Origin of the sequence: Sphingobacterium sp. UBA5639 (assembly GCF_002421245.1) — a bacterium.
GTDB classification, from domain to species: Bacteria; Bacteroidota; Bacteroidia; order Sphingobacteriales; family Sphingobacteriaceae; genus Sphingobacterium; species Sphingobacterium multivorum.
This window is the reverse complement of the sequence record NZ_DIJR01000030.1, coordinates 39,703-57,452: the sequence shown is the minus strand read 5'-3', so window position 1 is coordinate 57,452 and position 17,750 is coordinate 39,703. Positions and strand designations below refer to the sequence as shown.

Annotated in this window: 15 protein-coding genes; 8 read left to right on the top strand and 7 right to left on the bottom strand. The window is 40.3% G+C overall.

Features of this window, described 5'->3' with window-relative positions; all coding sequences use genetic code 11:
* Nucleotides 1-102: 102 nt before the first annotated feature.
* From prpB to B4Z90_RS19475, 3 genes are all read left to right on the top strand, one after another.
* The gene (gene prpB, locus B4Z90_RS19485; protein ID WP_070565348.1) at nucleotides 103-978 is read left to right on the top strand and encodes a methylisocitrate lyase; all 876 of its coding nucleotides are present in this window, start codon (nucleotides 103-105) and stop codon (nucleotides 976-978) included.
* A gap of 10 nt (nucleotides 979-988) precedes the next feature.
* On the top strand, nucleotides 989-2,140 hold the full coding sequence (gene prpC / locus B4Z90_RS19480) for a bifunctional 2-methylcitrate synthase/citrate synthase (protein WP_286803026.1): 1,152 nt from the start codon (nucleotides 989-991) through the stop codon (nucleotides 2,138-2,140).
* A gap of 121 nt (nucleotides 2,141-2,261) precedes the next feature.
* Nucleotides 2,262-3,713: a bifunctional 2-methylcitrate dehydratase/aconitate hydratase gene (locus B4Z90_RS19475; protein ID WP_070565347.1), complete on the top strand. Its 1,452-nt coding sequence runs from the start codon at nucleotides 2,262-2,264 to the stop codon at nucleotides 3,711-3,713.
* A 201-nt stretch (nucleotides 3,714-3,914) separates the two neighbouring features.
* Here B4Z90_RS19475 and B4Z90_RS19470 read toward each other — a convergent pair whose 3' ends face one another.
* Nucleotides 3,915-6,026 carry a 3-hydroxyacyl-CoA dehydrogenase NAD-binding domain-containing protein gene (locus B4Z90_RS19470; RefSeq protein ID WP_286803024.1) on the bottom strand — a complete coding sequence of 704 codons (2,112 nt, stop codon included), beginning with the start codon at nucleotides 6,024-6,026 and terminating at the stop codon, nucleotides 3,915-3,917.
* A 28-nt stretch (nucleotides 6,027-6,054) separates the two neighbouring features.
* Nucleotides 6,055-7,230, bottom strand: a complete 1,176-nt coding sequence (locus tag B4Z90_RS19465) for an acyl-CoA dehydrogenase family protein (RefSeq protein ID WP_204991081.1) — start codon at nucleotides 7,228-7,230, stop codon at nucleotides 6,055-6,057.
* Between the two features lie 318 nt (nucleotides 7,231-7,548).
* On the opposite strand from B4Z90_RS19465, the gene B4Z90_RS19460 reads away from it, so the two are divergent.
* The gene (locus B4Z90_RS19460) at nucleotides 7,549-8,727 is read left to right on the top strand and encodes a thiolase family protein (RefSeq protein WP_286803021.1); all 1,179 of its coding nucleotides are present in this window, start codon (nucleotides 7,549-7,551) and stop codon (nucleotides 8,725-8,727) included.
* A gap of 123 nt (nucleotides 8,728-8,850) precedes the next feature.
* Here the strand turns inward: B4Z90_RS19460 and B4Z90_RS19455 are convergent, their stop codons facing one another.
* Complete coding sequence (locus tag B4Z90_RS19455) at nucleotides 8,851-9,069, bottom strand: hypothetical protein (RefSeq protein ID WP_046672939.1); 219 nt, start codon at nucleotides 9,067-9,069, stop codon at nucleotides 8,851-8,853.
* Nucleotides 9,070-9,363: 294 nt separating this feature from the next.
* Here B4Z90_RS19455 and B4Z90_RS19450 point away from each other — a divergent pair, with 294 nt between their 5' ends.
* The 3 genes from B4Z90_RS19450 to B4Z90_RS19440 all read left to right on the top strand — a co-directional run bounded on the left by B4Z90_RS19450 (nucleotide 9,364) and on the right by B4Z90_RS19440 (nucleotide 13,261).
* Nucleotides 9,364-10,104, top strand: a complete 741-nt coding sequence (locus B4Z90_RS19450) for a histidine kinase (protein WP_083295901.1) — start codon at nucleotides 9,364-9,366, stop codon at nucleotides 10,102-10,104.
* Nucleotides 10,094-10,816, top strand: coding sequence for a LytR/AlgR family response regulator transcription factor (locus B4Z90_RS19445; protein ID WP_286803018.1), 723 nt, complete (start codon nucleotides 10,094-10,096; stop codon nucleotides 10,814-10,816). The genes B4Z90_RS19450 and B4Z90_RS19445 overlap by 11 nt, the downstream gene beginning before the upstream one ends.
* Before the next feature lie 177 nt (nucleotides 10,817-10,993).
* The gene (locus B4Z90_RS19440; RefSeq protein ID WP_286803017.1) at nucleotides 10,994-13,261 is read left to right on the top strand and encodes a cation:proton antiporter; all 2,268 of its coding nucleotides are present in this window, start codon (nucleotides 10,994-10,996) and stop codon (nucleotides 13,259-13,261) included.
* A gap of 63 nt (nucleotides 13,262-13,324) precedes the next feature.
* Here B4Z90_RS19440 and B4Z90_RS19435 read toward each other — a convergent pair whose 3' ends face one another.
* Nucleotides 13,325-14,449 carry a DEAD/DEAH box helicase gene (locus B4Z90_RS19435; protein ID WP_070565335.1) on the bottom strand — a complete coding sequence of 375 codons (1,125 nt, stop codon included), beginning with the start codon at nucleotides 14,447-14,449 and terminating at the stop codon, nucleotides 13,325-13,327.
* Nucleotides 14,450-14,635: 186 nt separating this feature from the next.
* Complete coding sequence (locus B4Z90_RS19430; RefSeq protein WP_046672944.1) at nucleotides 14,636-14,827, bottom strand: cold-shock protein; 192 nt, start codon at nucleotides 14,825-14,827, stop codon at nucleotides 14,636-14,638.
* Nucleotides 14,828-15,401: 574 nt separating this feature from the next.
* Between B4Z90_RS19430 and B4Z90_RS19425 the strand changes: the two genes are divergently transcribed.
* A complete protein-coding gene (locus tag B4Z90_RS19425) occupies nucleotides 15,402-16,685 on the top strand; it encodes a Gfo/Idh/MocA family protein (protein WP_070565333.1) in 1,284 nt (427 codons plus the stop codon).
* 85 nt (nucleotides 16,686-16,770) lie between these two features.
* Here B4Z90_RS19425 and B4Z90_RS19420 read toward each other — a convergent pair whose 3' ends face one another.
* On the bottom strand, nucleotides 16,771-17,388 hold the full coding sequence (locus B4Z90_RS19420) for an alpha/beta hydrolase (RefSeq protein WP_070565331.1): 618 nt from the start codon (nucleotides 17,386-17,388) through the stop codon (nucleotides 16,771-16,773).
* Between the two features lie 24 nt (nucleotides 17,389-17,412).
* The gene (locus tag B4Z90_RS19415; RefSeq protein ID WP_046672947.1) at nucleotides 17,413-17,712 is read right to left on the bottom strand and encodes a GNAT family N-acetyltransferase; all 300 of its coding nucleotides are present in this window, start codon (nucleotides 17,710-17,712) and stop codon (nucleotides 17,413-17,415) included.
* Between the last annotated feature and the right edge of the window lie 38 nt (nucleotides 17,713-17,750).

Genomic DNA, 17,750 nt, shown 5'->3' with positions numbered 1-17,750 from the left:
GAAGGGCCTCAAAAGAATTCCTTCAGACTAAGTAAACTTAAGTAGTCGCTGTAACCTGCATCTAAAGGAGGTTATAGGGCATGGAATTTCAAATTCGATATTATGATAAAATCCCCGGGCTTCCTTTTTAAGGAAGCGATCAAGAATGAAAAACCATTACAAATTGTTGGAGCGATCAATGCGAATCATGCTCTTTTGGCTGAACAGGCCGGTTTTAAAGCTATTTATCTTTCTGGAGGTGGTGTTGCAGCAGGTTCTCTTGGGATTCCGGATCTTGGGATTACAACACTTCAGGATGTTTTGATTGATGTGGATCGCATTACAAATGTGTGTAAGCTTCCTTTGCTGGTGGATATTGATACTGGCTTCGGTCCTTCGGCATTCAATGTGGCACGTACAATAAAGTCTTTAATTAAAGTGGGCGCGGCGGCAGTACACATGGAGGATCAGGTGGGAGCTAAGCGTTGTGGGCACCGGCCTGGGAAAGAGCTCGTCTCTCGATCTGAAATGGTTGACCGTCTGAAAGCGGCGGTGGATGCACGCACGGATGAACATTTTGCCATTGGTGCACGTACAGATGCACTGGCTTCCGAAGGCCTTGAGCTTGCTTTGGAAAGGGCAGTGGCTTATAAAGAAGCCGGAGCGGATTTTATTTTTGCCGAGGCGGTGCATCATTTGGAGCAATACGTTCAATTTAGTGCGGCAACAGGCCTTCCGATTTTGGCGAATATCACCGAATTTGGACAAACACCGTTGTTTGGCCTGGATGAACTTCGTCAAGCGGATGTTTCTATTGTCCTTTATCCGCTATCTGCCTTCCGTGCAGCTAATAAAGCCGCTACAACTGTTTATCGTCATATTCGGGAAGATGGGGGGCAGCTGAATGTGATCGACGATATGCAGACGAGAGAGGAGTTATACAGAAGTATCGATTATTATGCTTATGAAAATCGATTGGATCAATTGTTTAACAAATAATTATATTCAGATGGAAGAGACAAACGGCGCAGGTTTTAAGCCTAAAAAAAGTGTAGCACTTTCTGGTGTAACAGCTGGTAATACGGCTTTGAGTACTGTCGGAAAAAGTGGTAATGATCTGCATTATAGGGGTTATGATATTTTAGATCTGGCGCATCAGGCAAGTTTTGAAGAGGTTGCTTACTTACTTATTTATGGAAGTCTACCAACACAGGCGCAGCTCGTCACGTATCAAAGTCAGTTGATCAGTCAACGTGGCCTACCTATTACTGTTCAACAAGTCCTTAAGCAGTTGCCATCTACAGCCCATGCCATGGATGTTTTACGGACTTATGTTTCGTTTTTCGGTAGTGTATCGCCAGAAAAGGATAGTCATCCCATTGCTGGTGCACGGGATATTGCAACTCGTCTGATGGCATCGATGGCTTCAGCACTGTTGTACTGGTATCACTTTAGTCAGCATGGACGTGAGTTGCAGGTTGAGACTTCGGACTCCACTTTAGGCGGACATTTTCTACATCTCCTGCACGGAAAGGTCCCATCGCCGTCTTGGGTGAGAGCGATGCAAATTTCACTTAATTTATATGCGGAGCATGAATTCAACGCATCCACATTCACCGCTCGGGTAATTGCAGGAACAGGATCAGATATGTATTCCTGTATAGCAGGGGCAATAGGTGCGCTACGTGGACCTAAGCATGGCGGAGCCAATGAGGTCGCTTTCGAAATTCAGAGTCGTTATGCAAATGCTGATGAGGCGGAAGAGGATATCCGAAGACGATTGGCAAATAAAGAAGTCATTATTGGATTTGGCCATCCGGTGTATACGATCTCGGATCCAAGAAATCAAGTGATAAAACAAGTTGCGAGAGAGCTGTCGGAAGAAGCAGGAGACATGACACTCTACCTGATCGCGGAGCGGTTGGAAAAAGTTATGTGGGAAGAAAAGAAAATGTTTCCGAACCTGGATTGGTACTCCGCCGTGTCCTATCATATTATGGGGATTCCAACGGAGATGTTTACGCCCTTATTTGTTCTCTCACGTATAACAGGCTGGTCAGCGCATGTTTTTGAGCAACGTCAGGATGGAAAAATTATCCGGCCGAGTGCAAACTACATTGGTCCCGATGATAGACCTTTTGTACCTCTTTCCGAACGGTAAATTTGGATTAATGAAAGGTGTTTAAAGTGCTTTTTGAACAGGGGGGAGAGGAAGAATTTAGCGCATAAAAAAAACGAATTATATTAATAAATAGAACGATAGTCTTATACGAAATACACGAATGAGTTCAGCAATATCAAATGAAAGACCACAACCGGATCAGGTTTTAGTGGACATTGTGGATTATGTCCTAAATTATAAAATTGAGGAAAAAGTTGCTTGGAATACAGCATTTTACTGTTTTCTCGATACCATCGGCTGCGGCTTGGAAGCATTGACTTATCCTGCCTGTACTAAATTGTTGGGGCCAGTTGTGGCAGGGACCGTTGTACCGAATGGTGCAAGGGTGCCGGGTACAAATTTTCAATTGGATCCCATTCAGGCTGCCTTCAATATCGGCACGATTATTCGATGGCTGGATTTTAATGATACCTGGCTAGCTGCAGAATGGGGCCATCCATCCGATAATTTAGGGGGAATTTTAGCTGTCGCAGATTGGTTGAGCCGAACTAATATTACGCATGGTCAAAAACCATTGAAAACTAAAGTGGTGCTCGAGGCAATGATTATGGCTCATGAGATACAAGGTGTTTTGGCGCTTGAAAACTCGTTTAATAAAGTGGGTTTGGACCATGTTATTTTGGTTAAGGTAGCTTCAACAGCGGTGGTAGGTAGGCTCCTTGGTCTCACAAGAGAGGAATTGCTCAACGCGGTTTCTTTGGCTTTTGTCGATGGACAAGCTTTACGCACTTATCGGCATGCACCAAATACAGGTAGCCGAAAATCATGGGCAGCCGGAGATGCAACTTCACGTGCTGTTCGACTGGCCATGATCGCAAAAACAGGAGAAATGGGCTATCCATCTGTTTTGACAGCTCCAATCTGGGGATTCTACGATGTATCCTTTAAAGGAAGTGCATTTAAATTTCAACGTGCTTACGGATCATATGTGATGGAGAATATTCTTTTTAAGATTTCTTTTCCCGCTGAGTTCCATGCACAGACTGCAGCCGAAGCAGCAATGTTACTTCATCAGCAATTGAAGGAATTTGGAAAAAGTACTTCGGATATTGCCCGTGTTACCATTCGTACACATGAAGCGGCTATCCGGATTATCGATAAAAAGGGGCCTTTGCACAACCCTGCAGACCGTGATCACTGTATTCAGTATATGGTTGCTGTGCCGCTGATCTTTGGACGTCTAACAGCTGAAGATTATGAAAATCATATCGCTTCTGATCCAAGAATTGATGCACTGCGCGATAAAATTTATTGTATCGAAGATACTCAATTCACCCTTGATTATCACGATCCACAAAAGCGGGCGATATCAAATGCTTTGACCATTGAATTGACTGATGGGACCTTATTGCCTGAGGTAGTTGTCGAATACCCAATAGGTCATCCAAGAAGGAGGGCAGAAGGAATACCTAAGTTAATTGAAAAATACAAAACAAATCTTGCTCGGGTATTTTCTGAAAAACAGCAAAAGGAAATACTTGCAGCTACCTTGGACTACGATACTTTCCTCGAACAGGATGTTTCGCGTCTCATGGATTTGTTTGTGCGCTAATGATATAGCTAGGGCGACTCAGCCTATTTGTCGCCCTAGCTTTTGTTTAGTACTTTATAACATCATTACGCAATTATATAGAATATTTAGTTTTAAAGATGTAATCCTTTGTTTGGTAGTTTTTTAACCCTTTAATGGTTATCTGTTAGGGTAGCATTTAATAGGTGCTAGACAACTTCTTCAGTTGAGCACAGGTCGGTTTTAAGACCAGTTTGAGTCGAAACCATTATAAAATCTGAAATCTTTATCTGCCAGCTCTCTTAAAGATGCTGGAATATCCCATTGTTCACCGTAGGGCTGAAATAGTTGACATTCCGAAACGAATAGAGGAAGTGTTGTGAGATCGATGTGACCGAATACCCCCCCTGTATGGCTTGCATAACCAACCCCTAAGATGGAACCAATATCGCCATCGATGGGTTGATGAAGTACACCTTCTGCGAGGCATCGGTAACTATCCAATGCCATAACATGCAATAAACGCTTACGGATAATTGTAGCCGTTATATTTTCCTTTACAGATGCAATTATAGGGTTTTTCCAAATTTTCTTCTTTTTGGTTTCAGTGTCATAATCGTAGAATCCGGCGCCTGATTTTTTTCCTTTTCTTCCTTGATCCACCATACCTTTGAGGTAATTGTATGCGCGCTTTTGGCTGGCATGTAGTTGTGGAAGTTGATCATATACATGGAGCATTAGCTCCAAGGAGATTTCGTCTAATACCGCTAAGGGACCTACGGCAAAACCTGCAGCTATCGCTTCCTCTTCAATAAGAGTTGGAGAGATTCCTTCCAATACCATTGTAATACCCTCCAGTAAATAGTTGAAGAAAATACGCGAGGTGAAAAAACCTGGAGCGTCTTGTACGACTATCGGAATTTTATTGAGGCGTAAAGCTGTGGCGAGTGCTTTCTCCAACGTTTTTTGCGCGGTTAGTTTACCACAGATGATTTCGACAAGGGGCATGCGGTCAACAGGAGAAAAGAAATGCATGCCGATAAAACTCTTAGGTTCGGTGCTTGCTTTCGCAAGCTCCGTAATGGGCAATGATGTCGTATTTGTCGCGAAGAACCCATTTTCACTTAAATAGGGTAAGCTTTCTTGTGTGACATTAGCTTTTAGGTGGAAATCTTCAAATACAGCTTCAATAATACAGTCAGATCCATTCAGATCACTGACTTGTTCCGTTGGTTTTATGCGTGCAAGCAATTGCTCCCCTTGGGATGCGGTCATGGCCTCTAAAGCCAGTGATTTTTCACAAACCTGCTTAGCATAAGCTTTGCCGCGTTGGGCTTGGGAAATTGTAACGTCTTTTAAAGCAACTTCTATTCCCGCCCGGGCCGCCTCATAAGCAATCCCCGAACCCATCATTCCGGCACCCAGAATGCCTATTTTTTTTAGGCTATAATCCTCAAAATGGCTTATACTTTTGGGTGATTTCGCCAATTGGACACCATAATGAAGTGTACGGACCATGCTGAGTGGCTCGGGACGTTTTAATACGTGCAGGTACAAGTTTGCTTCCTGCTCGGCGGCCTCAAACGGTGTAGATAATTGTTTTTTTTGTAATAATTCAATAACTGCATTTGTACCGGGGTATAAGCCGCGTGCTTTTTTTTGGATAGCGAGAATTGCTTCAGGCCCCAGTTCGTCCATTTGTTTTGTGTGCTGGTTGGCATCAATGCTGGGAGGATGAAGAATCCAGTTTTTTGCTAAAGATAGGCAATCGTCCGGCTTCTGCGCCAATTCATTGATTAACCCAAGTTGATGTGCTTCTTCACCGCTCACAGGTTTGTTTTGTGTCAGCAGACTTAGGGCATTTTCAGTACCTATCAATGCTGGCAAATAGATCGTTGCACCAAAAGCCGTAAACAAACCATACCTACTTTCCGGAAAGCCAAACTGAAGTTTTTCGGAGGCGATACGATAATTAGACCATAGCATAGTCGCTAGGGCAATCGCAGTACAATTGTTAGTGAAAAGAGAGACAATTGGCTTTTTAAACGTTTCCCAACGCAAAACTTTTGATGTAAGCTCGAATAAGTCCGAAGGGCTCGAGCGGCTCGAAGAGAACTGCCTAAATAATTGCGCATACTCAATTTTTTCGTCTTGAATCGGGCAAGTGTATACGACGCCTACCGTATCTTCCCGTTCGAGAATGAACGTAACCAAATCGACAAATTGTGTGAGATAGCCTATCATATCCAACTGCTCTGGAGCTGCTGCCGATAGAGGTTGGATTGTAATGATATGATGATTATCCTGTTCTACACGAAAGAGAGGGTGTGTCCTATAAGATTTATTTTCATCCATTGTATTGGTCCTGATTTTTAAAAGCTTTCTATTGTTTGGACTTTCCGGATTGATAAGTCACATGATCTATTGTCATTTTCGCGATAATTTCGAGCATGATTTCTGAGGTTCCTCCGATAATGGTGCCGACACGGACATCGCGATATAAACGTGCGATTTTATAATCTTCTGTAAAGCCATAACCGCCAAATAATTGGAGACATTGGTTTACGACATTGACGGCGAGCTCACTTGCTTGTAGCTTCGCTATGGAACATTCTTGGACTGCATATTCGTTTTGGTCTTGGAGATCACAACAATGGTAGACAAAGGCTTTCGTGGTAGCAATATTGGCTGCCATTTGTGCGATCCGGTGCCGTATGGTTTGAAATTCCTGGATCTTTTTTCCAAAGGCTTCGCGTTGTGCGATATAATCAAGCGTATACTGAAATGCGGATTCTGCGGTAGCGAGACTATGAACAGCTGCGGTAAGCCTTTCCAACTGAAGTCCATCCATTAAATAGCGAAATCCTTCTCCGGCAATGCCAACAAGGTGAGAAATAGGGACTCGCACATTATTAAAACCTAGTTCGGCAGTGTCCGAGGCGTGCCAACCTAATTTATTGATTTTGTTTGAAGAGACTCCGCTTGCATTTCTGTCAATAATTAACAAGCTTATTCCTTTTGTTCCTTGGTCAGGAGCCGTTTTGACTGCTGTAATGAAAAAATCACCGTAGTAACCGTTGGTAATAAATGTTTTAGATCCGTTGACAATATAAAAATCTCCGTCGCGGACAGCTGTTGTTTTGATCTGCTTTACGTCAGAACCAGCCCCAGGTTCAGTAATAGCAACAGCGCTGATCATATCACCAGCAATAACCGGTTTAAGATAGCGTGCTTTCAGATCTTCTGATCCATATTTCAGTAGGTATGGAGCCGACATAAACTGAATGACAAGCGCGGAAATGGTAAATCCGCCAGAAAAACAATACGATAATTCTTCGCAGAGTATCAAGGAATAATAAAAATCGAGTTCTAGTCCGCCATACACTTCTGGATAATTGAGACCCATAAATCCCATATCACCCATTTTCTTCCACACTTTCCGGTCGATCTCCCCCTGTTTTTCCCAATCATCGATGTAAGGTGTAATCTCTTTTCGAATAAATGCGCGAAGTGTATCGCGAAAAATCTGATGTTCAGCTGTAAACCGGATTGTCTGCATAATCGTTTATCTTGCTTCTGGTTATCTTATGTAAGGGGGCCTCTTGAATGCCCGTCCATTAGGATGTTATCTAAACGAATTTAACGAAAAGGCTTGGCTTTTTGCAAATTTTTATTCTTTATTTTTCGTTTAATAGTTTAAGTAGGGAAGTTTTTGGGTTGTTTTTTTTCTATTTATTCTGTTTTTATAAAAAAAATAAAACCGACTTGTTGTGGGGTATCTGTTATATTTTTTATCTTTAAGATGAGGAAGGGCTGTTGCGGATACGCTTAGGATAGGCCTCCTAATTTTAGCAAAACAATTATAAATTTTTATATCATGTCAAAAAGCGTATTTATCGTTGCAGCGAAACGTACACCAATTGGAAGCTTTGGTGGAGCGCTATCGTCAATTTCAGCCACGAAGCTCGCAGCCCGGGTTGTCCGAGCGGTTGTTGATGAAGCTGGAATTGCCAGTGATTTAGTCGACGAGATTATTATGGGGGCTGTTTTGCAAGCTGATTTAGGACAAGCACCGGCTCGACAGGTTGCTCGTTTCGCCGGTTTATCAGATCATACAACTGCAACAACCATCAATAAGGTATGTGCAAGTGGCATGAAAGCCATAGCGGTTGCTGCGCAGAGTATTCTATTGGGAGATGCGGATGTTGTGATTGCAGGGGGGATGGAAAGCATGAGCAGGGTACCTTACTATGCAGATGCTATGCGCTGGGGTGCTAAGTTTGGTGCTCAAAGCCTGAGTGATGGCTTGCAACGCGATGGCTTGAGTGATGCTTATTCAAATGATGCCATGGGAGTCTTCGCGGAACTATGCGCCGAAAAATATCATATTGGTCGTGAAGAACAGGATAATTATGCAATAAGTTCCTATAAAAGAAGTCTCGATGCTTGGCAAAAAAATAAGTTTTTGAGCGAAGTCCAACCTATAACGGTACAGAGTCGAAAAGGAGAGGTGCTTGTTTCGCGGGATGAAGAGTTTTCTCAGGTTAATTTTGACAAGATACCTGAGCTTAAACCCGCTTTCAAAAAAGAGGGGACTGTAACTGCAGCGAACGCATCGACGATAAGTGATGGAGCTGCTGCGGTACTGCTCATGTCTGGTGAAAAATTGGAAGAACTTGGACTTGTCCCCTTAGCCGAGATTATTGCTTATGCTGATGCTGAACAAGTGCCAGAATGGTTTACGACAACGCCTAGTATTGCCACAAATAAAGTATTAAAAAAAGCAGGCCTTACCATTGATGATATTGATTATTTCGAATTTAATGAAGCCTTTTCTGTTGTCGCTTTGGCAAATGCACAAATTTTAGGCTTACCCTTGAACAAAGTAAACGTTTATGGGGGGGCGGTATCTTTAGGGCATCCATTGGGAAGTTCGGGAGCTAGAATTGTGGTAACACTTAGTAGTATCTTAAGACAGGAAGGGGGATCATTAGGACTGGCTGCGATATGTAATGGTGGCGGTGGTGCCTCTGCCATGGTTATTAAAAAGATTTGATGCTTCTTCCAGCATAAGAATGCATTAATCTTATGCTGGAAGAAGTTCAGTTTTATTGAATTCGGTTGTTATTAACCATCTAGCTTCCAAGAAACTTATTTTATTTGCTATCAAGTCGTTTGTCTACTCTTCATATAGACGACTTGCTTCGACGCCATGGAGCGCAAGCTCCGATTCGATTTCCGTCGGGTTTAATCGAATGCCTTCTATGGTTAACAGATTGTAAATAGAATCCAAGTCGATTTTCCATTCGTGGATGCCATTCAGTTTTTCAACAGCTTGTTTAATTTTGTCTACAAGACTGGGATGTTGTGCATTAGTTTCGAAAATGAGCTTTTCCATAGTGTTTCATATTAGGCCTGATTAAAAATCAGGCGGGTTTAACCAAAATAGCGTAGACAATCATTTGATCGGCTAATTACAATAGTCTCAATATAAGGAAAATAATCTGAAATTAATGTTTCAAAGTGACTAAATTGTAATGAAACTGTTAATTTTTGTAATAAATACATGAGAATTTTACAGTGCTGTATTTTGTTTAGATTGCTCAGATTTCATTTGATCGTTAACGAGTTTGATTATCCAGGTTTTCTGCAACTGGTTTTTCGTTTAGAATGAAATTTTAACTAAGTTTGGATGAACATGACGACTGAAATCTCGAATATAATCATTCTATTATTGCTGACCATTGTTGCTGTAGTATTGGTTTTGTTTCTATTGTTAAGACAAAAATACCGGAAATTGGAGGTCGAAAATAGACGACAAAAAGATCTTTTTAATCGTATGGACAATCAAAAGATAGCACATTTCCATCGGGCTCAATTAAATCCACATTTGCTTAAAAATTCGTTGAACGGAATACTTTCCCATGCTTATCAAACCTATTATACGATGGACAAATTGGCCATGGTATTGGATTACGTGTTGTATGAAAGCGAAGATGAGCTCGTTTCACCAAAGGCCGAAATTGAATTTGCCCGCAATCTCATTGAGATTAATAAAGTTAAATTAAGCCCTTTATTTGATATCCGCGTAAAATTTGATATTGATGAACTAAATGACGCTATATTGAACACACCTTCTTTTGTTCCTCTGATGTCGGTTGATTTAATTGAAAATGCGTTTAAGCATGCGGACTTTCACGGTCCGGATTCTTTTATCGCAATCATGTTGACCTTTAAGAACGGTTTATTCGAATTAGTTGTAAACAATCGAATATCAAAACGTTCACCATTGCAAAAGTCTAAAAGTGGAATAGGTAGCAAAACCTTGGAAGAGCGTCTCATGTTGTATTATCCAGGTAGACATCATCTGCGCAGATTTGTAGAAAATGATGTTTATACTGCCCATCTTCAAATTAGATTGTATGCCGATTGAAAAAAAATTGAAATGTATTCTTTTGGATGATGAAATACCAAGCTTGAGATTTTTGAAAATGCTATGTGAACAGATTCCTGGCTTGGAGGTGGTGAAAACTTTTAATGATCCAACTGTATTATTGAGTGAATACCGCAAGTTGAGTTTTGATTTTTGTATTCTGGATATTGAAATGCCGGAATTTAACGGATTTGATCTAGCCATAGAGCTAAAAGACTTTCCAATTGTGTTTTCTACCGCATATAAACAATATGCGAGCGAGGCATTTGACATCAACGCAGTAGATTATATGCGTAAACCACTGTCCTTGGAACGTCTTCAACAAGCCATTATGAAGGTTGAGCAGCTAATCAGCAAGCGATCTGAAACTGTCTCATTTGCGCAATTTAATACGAATAAAGGAAAAACAGTATTGTATTTCGAACAGATTAACTATGTTCAAATAGCTGAAGTAGACAGCCGGGATAAAACAGTTTATTTGGCGGATGGTTCATTTATTTTATTGAAAAATATAAGCTTTGATAAGCTGATGGAGATCTTGCCTGAACAGGATTTTATCCGTATCAATAAAAAAGAGATCATTGCAGCCAAGATCGTCAAATTTTTCTCGGCTGATGAAATTACAAGCACTTTGTTGGACGAACAAAATCTACCCCTTGTTTTTAATTTGGGCGAATCGTACAAGAAAATGTTTTTCGAGAAATTCAGTTGATTACAAAATTCTTTTGGTTCATTACATATTTTCTTAGACCTACCTGCTGAAAGGCATTAAAACTGCAACAGAATTATATTTTTGTTGAGAATGTATTTTATCCCCCCTTTATTTAAAGAATATTGGTCGGGACTTAGTATGCTATTGTCATTATATTTATTTTAATTGCCATTGAAGATGAGGAGATATAGGAATACAATTTTCTACGTAGTGTTAGTGGGTACATTACTCGGTGTGATGTATTGGGTGATTCATTTGGGGACACAGCTGGAGGCTCCAGAGCTGCTGCGTGGACAGAAAACAAGTCAAGGTGCCTGGAACGATTTTACATCAACCTTATTCCATAGTCTGCAGCATCCGCTAGCGATATTACTGGCGCAAATCGTGACAATCATTATCGCTGCACGTATCATGGGCTGGATTTGCATAAAGATTAAGCAGCCTATCGTCATAGGAGAGATGCTCGCCGGTATCATATTGGGGCCATCGTTGCTGGGACTCCATTTTCCCGAATTTTCGCATACACTTTTTCCTGTAGAATCGCTTAGTAACTTGCAGTTTCTGAGCCAAATTGGGCTAATCTTATTTATGTTTATCATTGGCATGGAGCTGGACCTGAATGTGCTGCGAAATAAAGCGCATGATGCTGTTGTCATTTCTCATGCAAGCATTGTGATCCCATTTACGTTGGGAATTTCACTGGCTTATTTTTTATACCTATTCCATCCACCCACAAATGTAGAGTTTCTATCCTACAGCTTGTTTATTGGTATTTCCATGAGTATAACAGCGTTTCCTGTTCTTGCTAGAATTATACAAGAAAGGGGATTGCAAAAAAGTAAGTTAGGTGCAATGGCGATTACCTGCGCTGCTGCAGACGATATTACAGCTTGGTGTATTCTGGCTGTCGTGATAGCAATTGTCAAAGCGGGTGATTTTGCTAGTGCATTATATACCATCGGGCTGGCTGTTGCCTATGTGCTCATCATGATTAAGATCGTTCGTCCATTTTTGATGCGCGTTGGAGAGGTAAAAGGAAGTAAAGAAGCACTAAGTAAGCCTGTTGTTGCTATTTTCTTTATTGTGCTGTTATTGTCGGCTTATGCGACCGAAGTAATCGGAATCCATGCACTTTTTGGAGCATTTATGGCCGGAGCTATTATGCCCGAAGGGAGTCGATTCCGGACAGCATTTATCGAAAAAATCGAAGATGTTTCAACCTTGTTACTATTACCTTTATTCTTTGTCTTTACAGGTCTCCGCACGCAGATCGGTCTGCTTAATGACCCTCAGTTATGGATGATTACCATTGGGATTATTTTGGTTGCGGTTATTAGTAAATTTGCAGGTAGTACGTTAGCGGCGCGCTTTGTTGGTCAAAGCTGGAAAGATAGTTTGAGTATTGGTGCCTTAATGAACACGCGGGGGCTAATGGAACTTATCGTCCTCAATATTGGATACGATCTTGGCGTTTTAAGTGCTGAATTATTTTCGATGATGGTTGTAATGGCGTTGGTCACTACTTTTATGACGGGACCATCTTTAGATTTAATCAATTTCCTCTATCGACCTAAGAAAAATTCACTACAGGAAGATTTCCGTGATAAATCAAAATTTAAGATTCTACTGTCTTTTGCGAAAAGTAACACGGGGATTTCACTATTGTATCTGGCTGATGCTTTAACGTTGAAATCAAAAAAGAACGCTGAAATTACGGCATTACATATTGAGCCTGCCAACGAATTACATCATTATGAAGTGGAAATCCAGGAGCTGGATAGTTTCCGTGAAATTAAGCAGGTGGCGATGCAGCTTGAGCAACCGATCCAGACAATTTTTAAAATCTCCAGTGATATTGACAGCGAGATTGTTCAAACTTCCAATGAGCGCAATCAGGACTTATTATTGTTGGGTGTCAGTGAATCAATTTATGAGGGAAGCTTACTGGGGCGTTTTTTAGATTTTACTACCCGGATTGTGAATCCCGAAAAGTTATTCCATACGGTTACAAATGCAGAGTCTCCTTTCATGACTTTCGATCGAAATCAGCAAATCAATGCTAAAGTAAATGCACAGGTAGGTATCTTAATCGATAAAAATTTTCTAAAGGCAAAGCGTGTGGTTGTTCCTGTTGTCTTAAAAAACGATGAATTTCTTGGTGAAATGATACAGCGTCTAATACAGCATTCCGATGCTCAAGTCATTGTGTGGGATCTCAACCAAGTGCTGAAAACCAATGAGAGCTTTAAAGAGAAATTGAGGCAATTGGAACAACTTGTACCAAATCATCTTACACTAACTGAAAAAGAGTTAAACCGTGAGACCTGGCAGGAGCAAGACTTAATGTTGATCAGCCTTCCCAGCTGGAACAAAATTGTCAATAAAAAAGTACATTGGCTTCCTTTCACGCCATCGACACTGTTGATGGCAGATCGCAAACCATAAATAAAACATAAAAGGCCCTAAATCCAATAATTTAGGGCCTTTTACTTGAGGTTTTATAAAGATCTATTTATTGATCTTTTCTATTTTGATTTTTAGTCCGATTAATTTTTCAATATCAGCTAAATATGGTCTTTCTTCTACATCGCAAAAAGAAACGGCTTTTCCTTCCTGGCCAGCTCTTCCTGTTCTTCCGATGCGATGAACGTAGGTTTCTGGTACATTAGGGAGATCATAATTAATCACAAGGGGGAGTTGTTCGATATCAATTCCTCTTGCAGCAATATCGGTAGCGATCAATATTTTAAGATGACTGTCCTTAAATTCACCTAGCGCTTTTTGTCTCGCATTTTGAGATTTATTTCCGTGAATGGCTGCTGCTCTCAAACCATTTTTCGCAAGTAACTTAACGATTTTATCCGCTCCGTGTTTTGTTCGGGAGAAGACAATGGTACGCTCATGCTTCAGCTTTTTTAGTATGCTCGTCAATAATTTGATCTTATCCTTCTTTTCAACAAAAAATACAGATTGATTGACTTTCTCGGCCGTTGAGCTTACCGGGGTGACGTCAACTTCAATAGGTTTATGTAATATGCCATGTGCAAATTTACGGATATTGGGTGGCATCGTTGCCGAGAAGAATAATGTTTGTCGTTTTGACGGAACTTTGGCCAGGATCTTTTTGATGTCATGAATAAAGCCCATGTCCAGCATATTGTCCGCCTCGTCCAATATTAAGATTTCGATTTTATCTAGAGAAACTATTTTTTGATTCATTAAATCCAGTAAGCGGCCTGGGGTAGCTACAAGAATATCGACGCCCTTTTTAATTTCTTTAACTTGTTTTTCTTGGCTTACACCACCGAAAATAGTGCAGTAGTTTAGTTTTAGATATTTCCGGTATAAGTTTATATTGTCTCCAATTTGAATGGCTAGTTCACGTGTTGGCGTAAGGATCAAAGCCCTAATCGGAACGAGCTTACCTGAAGTCTTAGTTTCTTCAAGACGTTGTAAAAGCGGAAGTGCAAAAGCGGCGGTTTTGCCTGTTCCCGTTTGTGCACAACCAATAAGATCGTTGCCTTGCAATACAACTGGAATGGCTTTCTGTTGAATTGCAGTGGGGTGTGTGTAGCCTGTTTCTGTTATTGCTTTTAAAAGCGGAGCGATTAAACTGAGTTGTTTAAATTCCATAAATAGTATGTTCGAATTTGTCTTAAATAAAACCTTTGAGAATCCTTTTTATGCTTTTATTTGAAAACTAAAAGTCTTCAACGGAAAAGTAAAGGATTGCTGAAAAATTGTAAAGGAAGAATAGGAAAAAGAAATGGGATAAGTCATTAAGAATTACCCCATTAACAAGAAAGTGTATTTTTTGGATTACGCCAATTTTACATTTGTAGCGCTGATCCCCTTTGGAGTTCTTTCTACATCATAAGTTACAACGTCGCCTTCAGATACTTGGTTTTTAAGCGCAGAAACGTGTACGAAAACATCTGCACTACCATCCTCTGGTGTAATAAAACCAAAACCTTTAGTTTCATTGAAAAATTTAATTTTACCTGTATTCATTATTTTTAATTAAGTGCGGCAAGGTAGGCATAATAAATGATTAATCTTTTATTTTTTTTAAATGAATTATAAAATGTGTTCTGTAACTGAGGCTTTTTTTGAAGAAGATGTTGATTGGAACAGCGCTAGAGGAAGGAAATTATTGAACATAAATGCCTAATAAAACACAATCCCTCCAACCAATGTAACATGATCAATTAATAATTCCATTGTTAATGGTATTATTAATTATTTAGATAAATATTTTTTTAAATGTTTGTTCTTCGTGAAATTAGTATTAACTTCATGCGCCCCTCCCAAGGGCATGTTTTTCATAGGTAGATGTATGGTCGAGTGATTCTAACTCGACCATTTTTTCGTTTTGTCCATAAGGTTCCGCAACAATTGTCGATATATATTTTACAATGCTTTTTGCGAGCACCTAAATTCATTTTTGTATTTTCATCGAAGCAATTTGTTTTTAATAATAAAGAACGTAATTCTTGTTAAATGGCATTCATCCAAGCATATGTAGTCTATTCGTATTTGATATTTAGATGATATCCGTTAAAAACAAAACTTAAACCAATATCCAATGAATAGAAAAGATTTTATCAAAACGTCTACTGTTTTAGCTGCTTCAACATTTTTTTTAAATGCGAAAGGTTCAACCTTTTTAGATCAATCCATCCGGGTTGGATTAATTGGTGTAAATGGTATGGGCTGGGCTGATTTGAATGCGTTGTTAAAGAATGATGGCTTGGTTTGTACCGCTCTTTGCGATGTGGATGAAAATATTCTTAAAAAGAGAGCGGAAGAACTTCAAAAAAGAAACATACATGTCGAAACATTTGTAGATTATAAAAAAATGCTCAACAGCCCAATGGTGGATGCGGTCATTATTGCAACTCCGGATCATTGGCATTGCCTGCAAATGATCGATGCCGTAAATGCGGGGAAACACGTCTATGTCGAAAAGCCTATTGGTAACTCTATCCTTGAATGTCAATTAATGGTTCAGGCGGCAAAAAAGAATAAGGCTATTGTGCAAGTTGGACAGTGGCAACGGAGCCAGCAACATTTCCAGGACGCCATTGATTTTGTTCATTCGGGTAAATTAGGTAAAATACGATTGGTGAAAGCTTGGTCTTATCAGGGGTGGAAAAGTGCTATTCCCATTGTACCCGATGAACCGGTTCCCGCAGGTGTGCATTATACGGAATGGCTAGGCCCGGCACAAAAAAGACCATTTAATTCGAATCGATTCCACTTTAATTTCCGCTGGTTTTGGGACTATGCGGGTGGTTTGATGACAGATTGGGGCGTGCATATGTTGGATTATGCTTTACTGGGGATGAAAGTTTCTGATCCAAAATCCATCATGGCCTCAGGAGGTAAGTTCGCATTCCCGGACGATGCTGGCCAAACGCCTGATACCATGACTGCCGTATATGAGTTTGAGGGCTTCAACATCCAATGGGAGCATGCTAAGGGTATTGATCTCGGACCTTATAATCGTAATCATGGTGTCGCATTTATTGGTAACAATGGTACGCTGGTGTTGAATAGATCGGGATGGGAGGTCATTCCAGAAAAAGGAAGGATGGAAGCGGTCTCTATCCAACCTTCTTTAGACAATGGCTTGGATAAACATATGGAAAATTTTGTGGCTGCCATTCGCCAACGTAATCCACAAATACTCCATGCACCAATTGAAGTAGGAGCCCATATTGCCATCTTTTCTCAATTGGGAAATATTGCATTTAGGACAGGACAAAAACTCTATTGGGATAAAGAACAACAGCATTTTACGGATCAGAAAGCGAATAGGTACCTGGCATCAGTTTATCATAATGGCTATAAATACCCTAAAGTCTAATGTGTTGAAAAAATTGGTTGTTGATTAATCATAGTTAATCAACAACCAATGGATCACTCTTACCAATGGATCATTTCTGTCTTTCTTAAAGAACGAATTCGTTTGCAAGATCGATCTCCTCGCGGTTGATGGAGTGGCCTGCGTTTTGATATACCATGAGCTTTACATTGGCATTCATTTGTTCTAAGATGGCTACTGTAGCTTCCACCCGTTCAAGAGGAACATGGAAATCTGGATCGCTAGTGCCTATAAAAATAGGTGTTTGAGCAAAGTCACCCTTGTAATTATCCCTGTTAATTTCTTCACCGATTACTCCGCCAATAATTGCTATAGCACCACCATAGCGTTGACCATGCCTTGTAAGGTATTCTAGTGTTAAACAGGCACCCTGAGAAAAACCAAAAAAATAGATGTTTTCGGTGAGGATTCCATTGGCTAAAGCTAGTTTGACCGTATGATCGATCAGATCAATTGCAGAACTCAACCAGGGTTCGTTCTCTTGTACGGGAGCAATAAAAGAATAGGGGTACCAGCTATGATTTTCTGCCTGTGGTGCAAGTAACGCAAAATTATCGACATGAAGATAGGATGACATACCAAGGATGTCTTCTGCACTTCCCCCACGACCATGGATCATGACGATGGCTTTTTTTGCCTGTTCCAAACTTTGCCCAGCCGTTTTAATATTGATTGAATGACTCATTTTGTCCCTTCTTTTTATGGTAATTTATACCGTTTTTTTAAACCAAACATCCTGATAAAGCTCTGGATGACGATGAAACTGTGCATTTACATAAGGACATAAAGGAACAATTTTCATGTTGTTTTCACGCGCATGAGATACCAATTTCTCAAGAAGTATTTTGGCAAATCCTCGGCCTTCATAAGCTTCGTCTACCTCTGTATGGTAAACAACTAAATTTCCGTCAATGATAGCGATGCTCATTAAACCTGCTTTGTGATCGTCGGAGAATAATTGGAGCTCCCCACGTTGATTTTTGTCTAATACAATTTCAGTTCTTTCCATAACTTTTTCTTTTGTAAAATGATGTTTATAAACTTTTA

What these genes read in the sequence shown, in the direction of transcription:
- prpB (WP_070565348.1), top strand. Translation starts at nt 103, where the DNA reads ATGATAAAATCCCCGGGCTTCCTTTTTAAGGAAGCGATCAAGAATGAA.
- prpC (WP_286803026.1), top strand. Translation starts at nt 989, where the DNA reads ATGGAAGAGACAAACGGCGCAGGTTTTAAGCCTAAAAAAAGTGTAGCA.
- B4Z90_RS19475 (WP_070565347.1), top strand. Translation starts at nt 2,262, where the DNA reads ATGAGTTCAGCAATATCAAATGAAAGACCACAACCGGATCAGGTTTTA.
- B4Z90_RS19470 (WP_286803024.1), bottom strand. Translation starts at nt 6,026, where the DNA reads ATGGATGAAAATAAATCTTATAGGACACACCCTCTCTTTCGTGTAGAA.
- B4Z90_RS19465 (WP_204991081.1), bottom strand. Translation starts at nt 7,230, where the DNA reads ATGCAGACAATCCGGTTTACAGCTGAACATCAGATTTTTCGCGATACA.
- B4Z90_RS19460 (WP_286803021.1), top strand. Translation starts at nt 7,549, where the DNA reads ATGTCAAAAAGCGTATTTATCGTTGCAGCGAAACGTACACCAATTGGA.
- B4Z90_RS19455 (WP_046672939.1), bottom strand. Translation starts at nt 9,069, where the DNA reads ATGGAAAAGCTCATTTTCGAAACTAATGCACAACATCCCAGTCTTGTA.
- B4Z90_RS19450 (WP_083295901.1), top strand. Translation starts at nt 9,364, where the DNA reads ATGAACATGACGACTGAAATCTCGAATATAATCATTCTATTATTGCTG.
- B4Z90_RS19445 (WP_286803018.1), top strand. Translation starts at nt 10,094, where the DNA reads ATGCCGATTGAAAAAAAATTGAAATGTATTCTTTTGGATGATGAAATA.
- B4Z90_RS19440 (WP_286803017.1), top strand. Translation starts at nt 10,994, where the DNA reads ATGAGGAGATATAGGAATACAATTTTCTACGTAGTGTTAGTGGGTACA.
- B4Z90_RS19435 (WP_070565335.1), bottom strand. Translation starts at nt 14,449, where the DNA reads ATGGAATTTAAACAACTCAGTTTAATCGCTCCGCTTTTAAAAGCAATA.
- B4Z90_RS19430 (WP_046672944.1), bottom strand. Translation starts at nt 14,827, where the DNA reads ATGAATACAGGTAAAATTAAATTTTTCAATGAAACTAAAGGTTTTGGT.
- B4Z90_RS19425 (WP_070565333.1), top strand. Translation starts at nt 15,402, where the DNA reads ATGAATAGAAAAGATTTTATCAAAACGTCTACTGTTTTAGCTGCTTCA.
- B4Z90_RS19420 (WP_070565331.1), bottom strand. Translation starts at nt 17,388, where the DNA reads ATGAGTCATTCAATCAATATTAAAACGGCTGGGCAAAGTTTGGAACAG.
- B4Z90_RS19415 (WP_046672947.1), bottom strand. Translation starts at nt 17,712, where the DNA reads ATGGAAAGAACTGAAATTGTATTAGACAAAAATCAACGTGGGGAGCTC.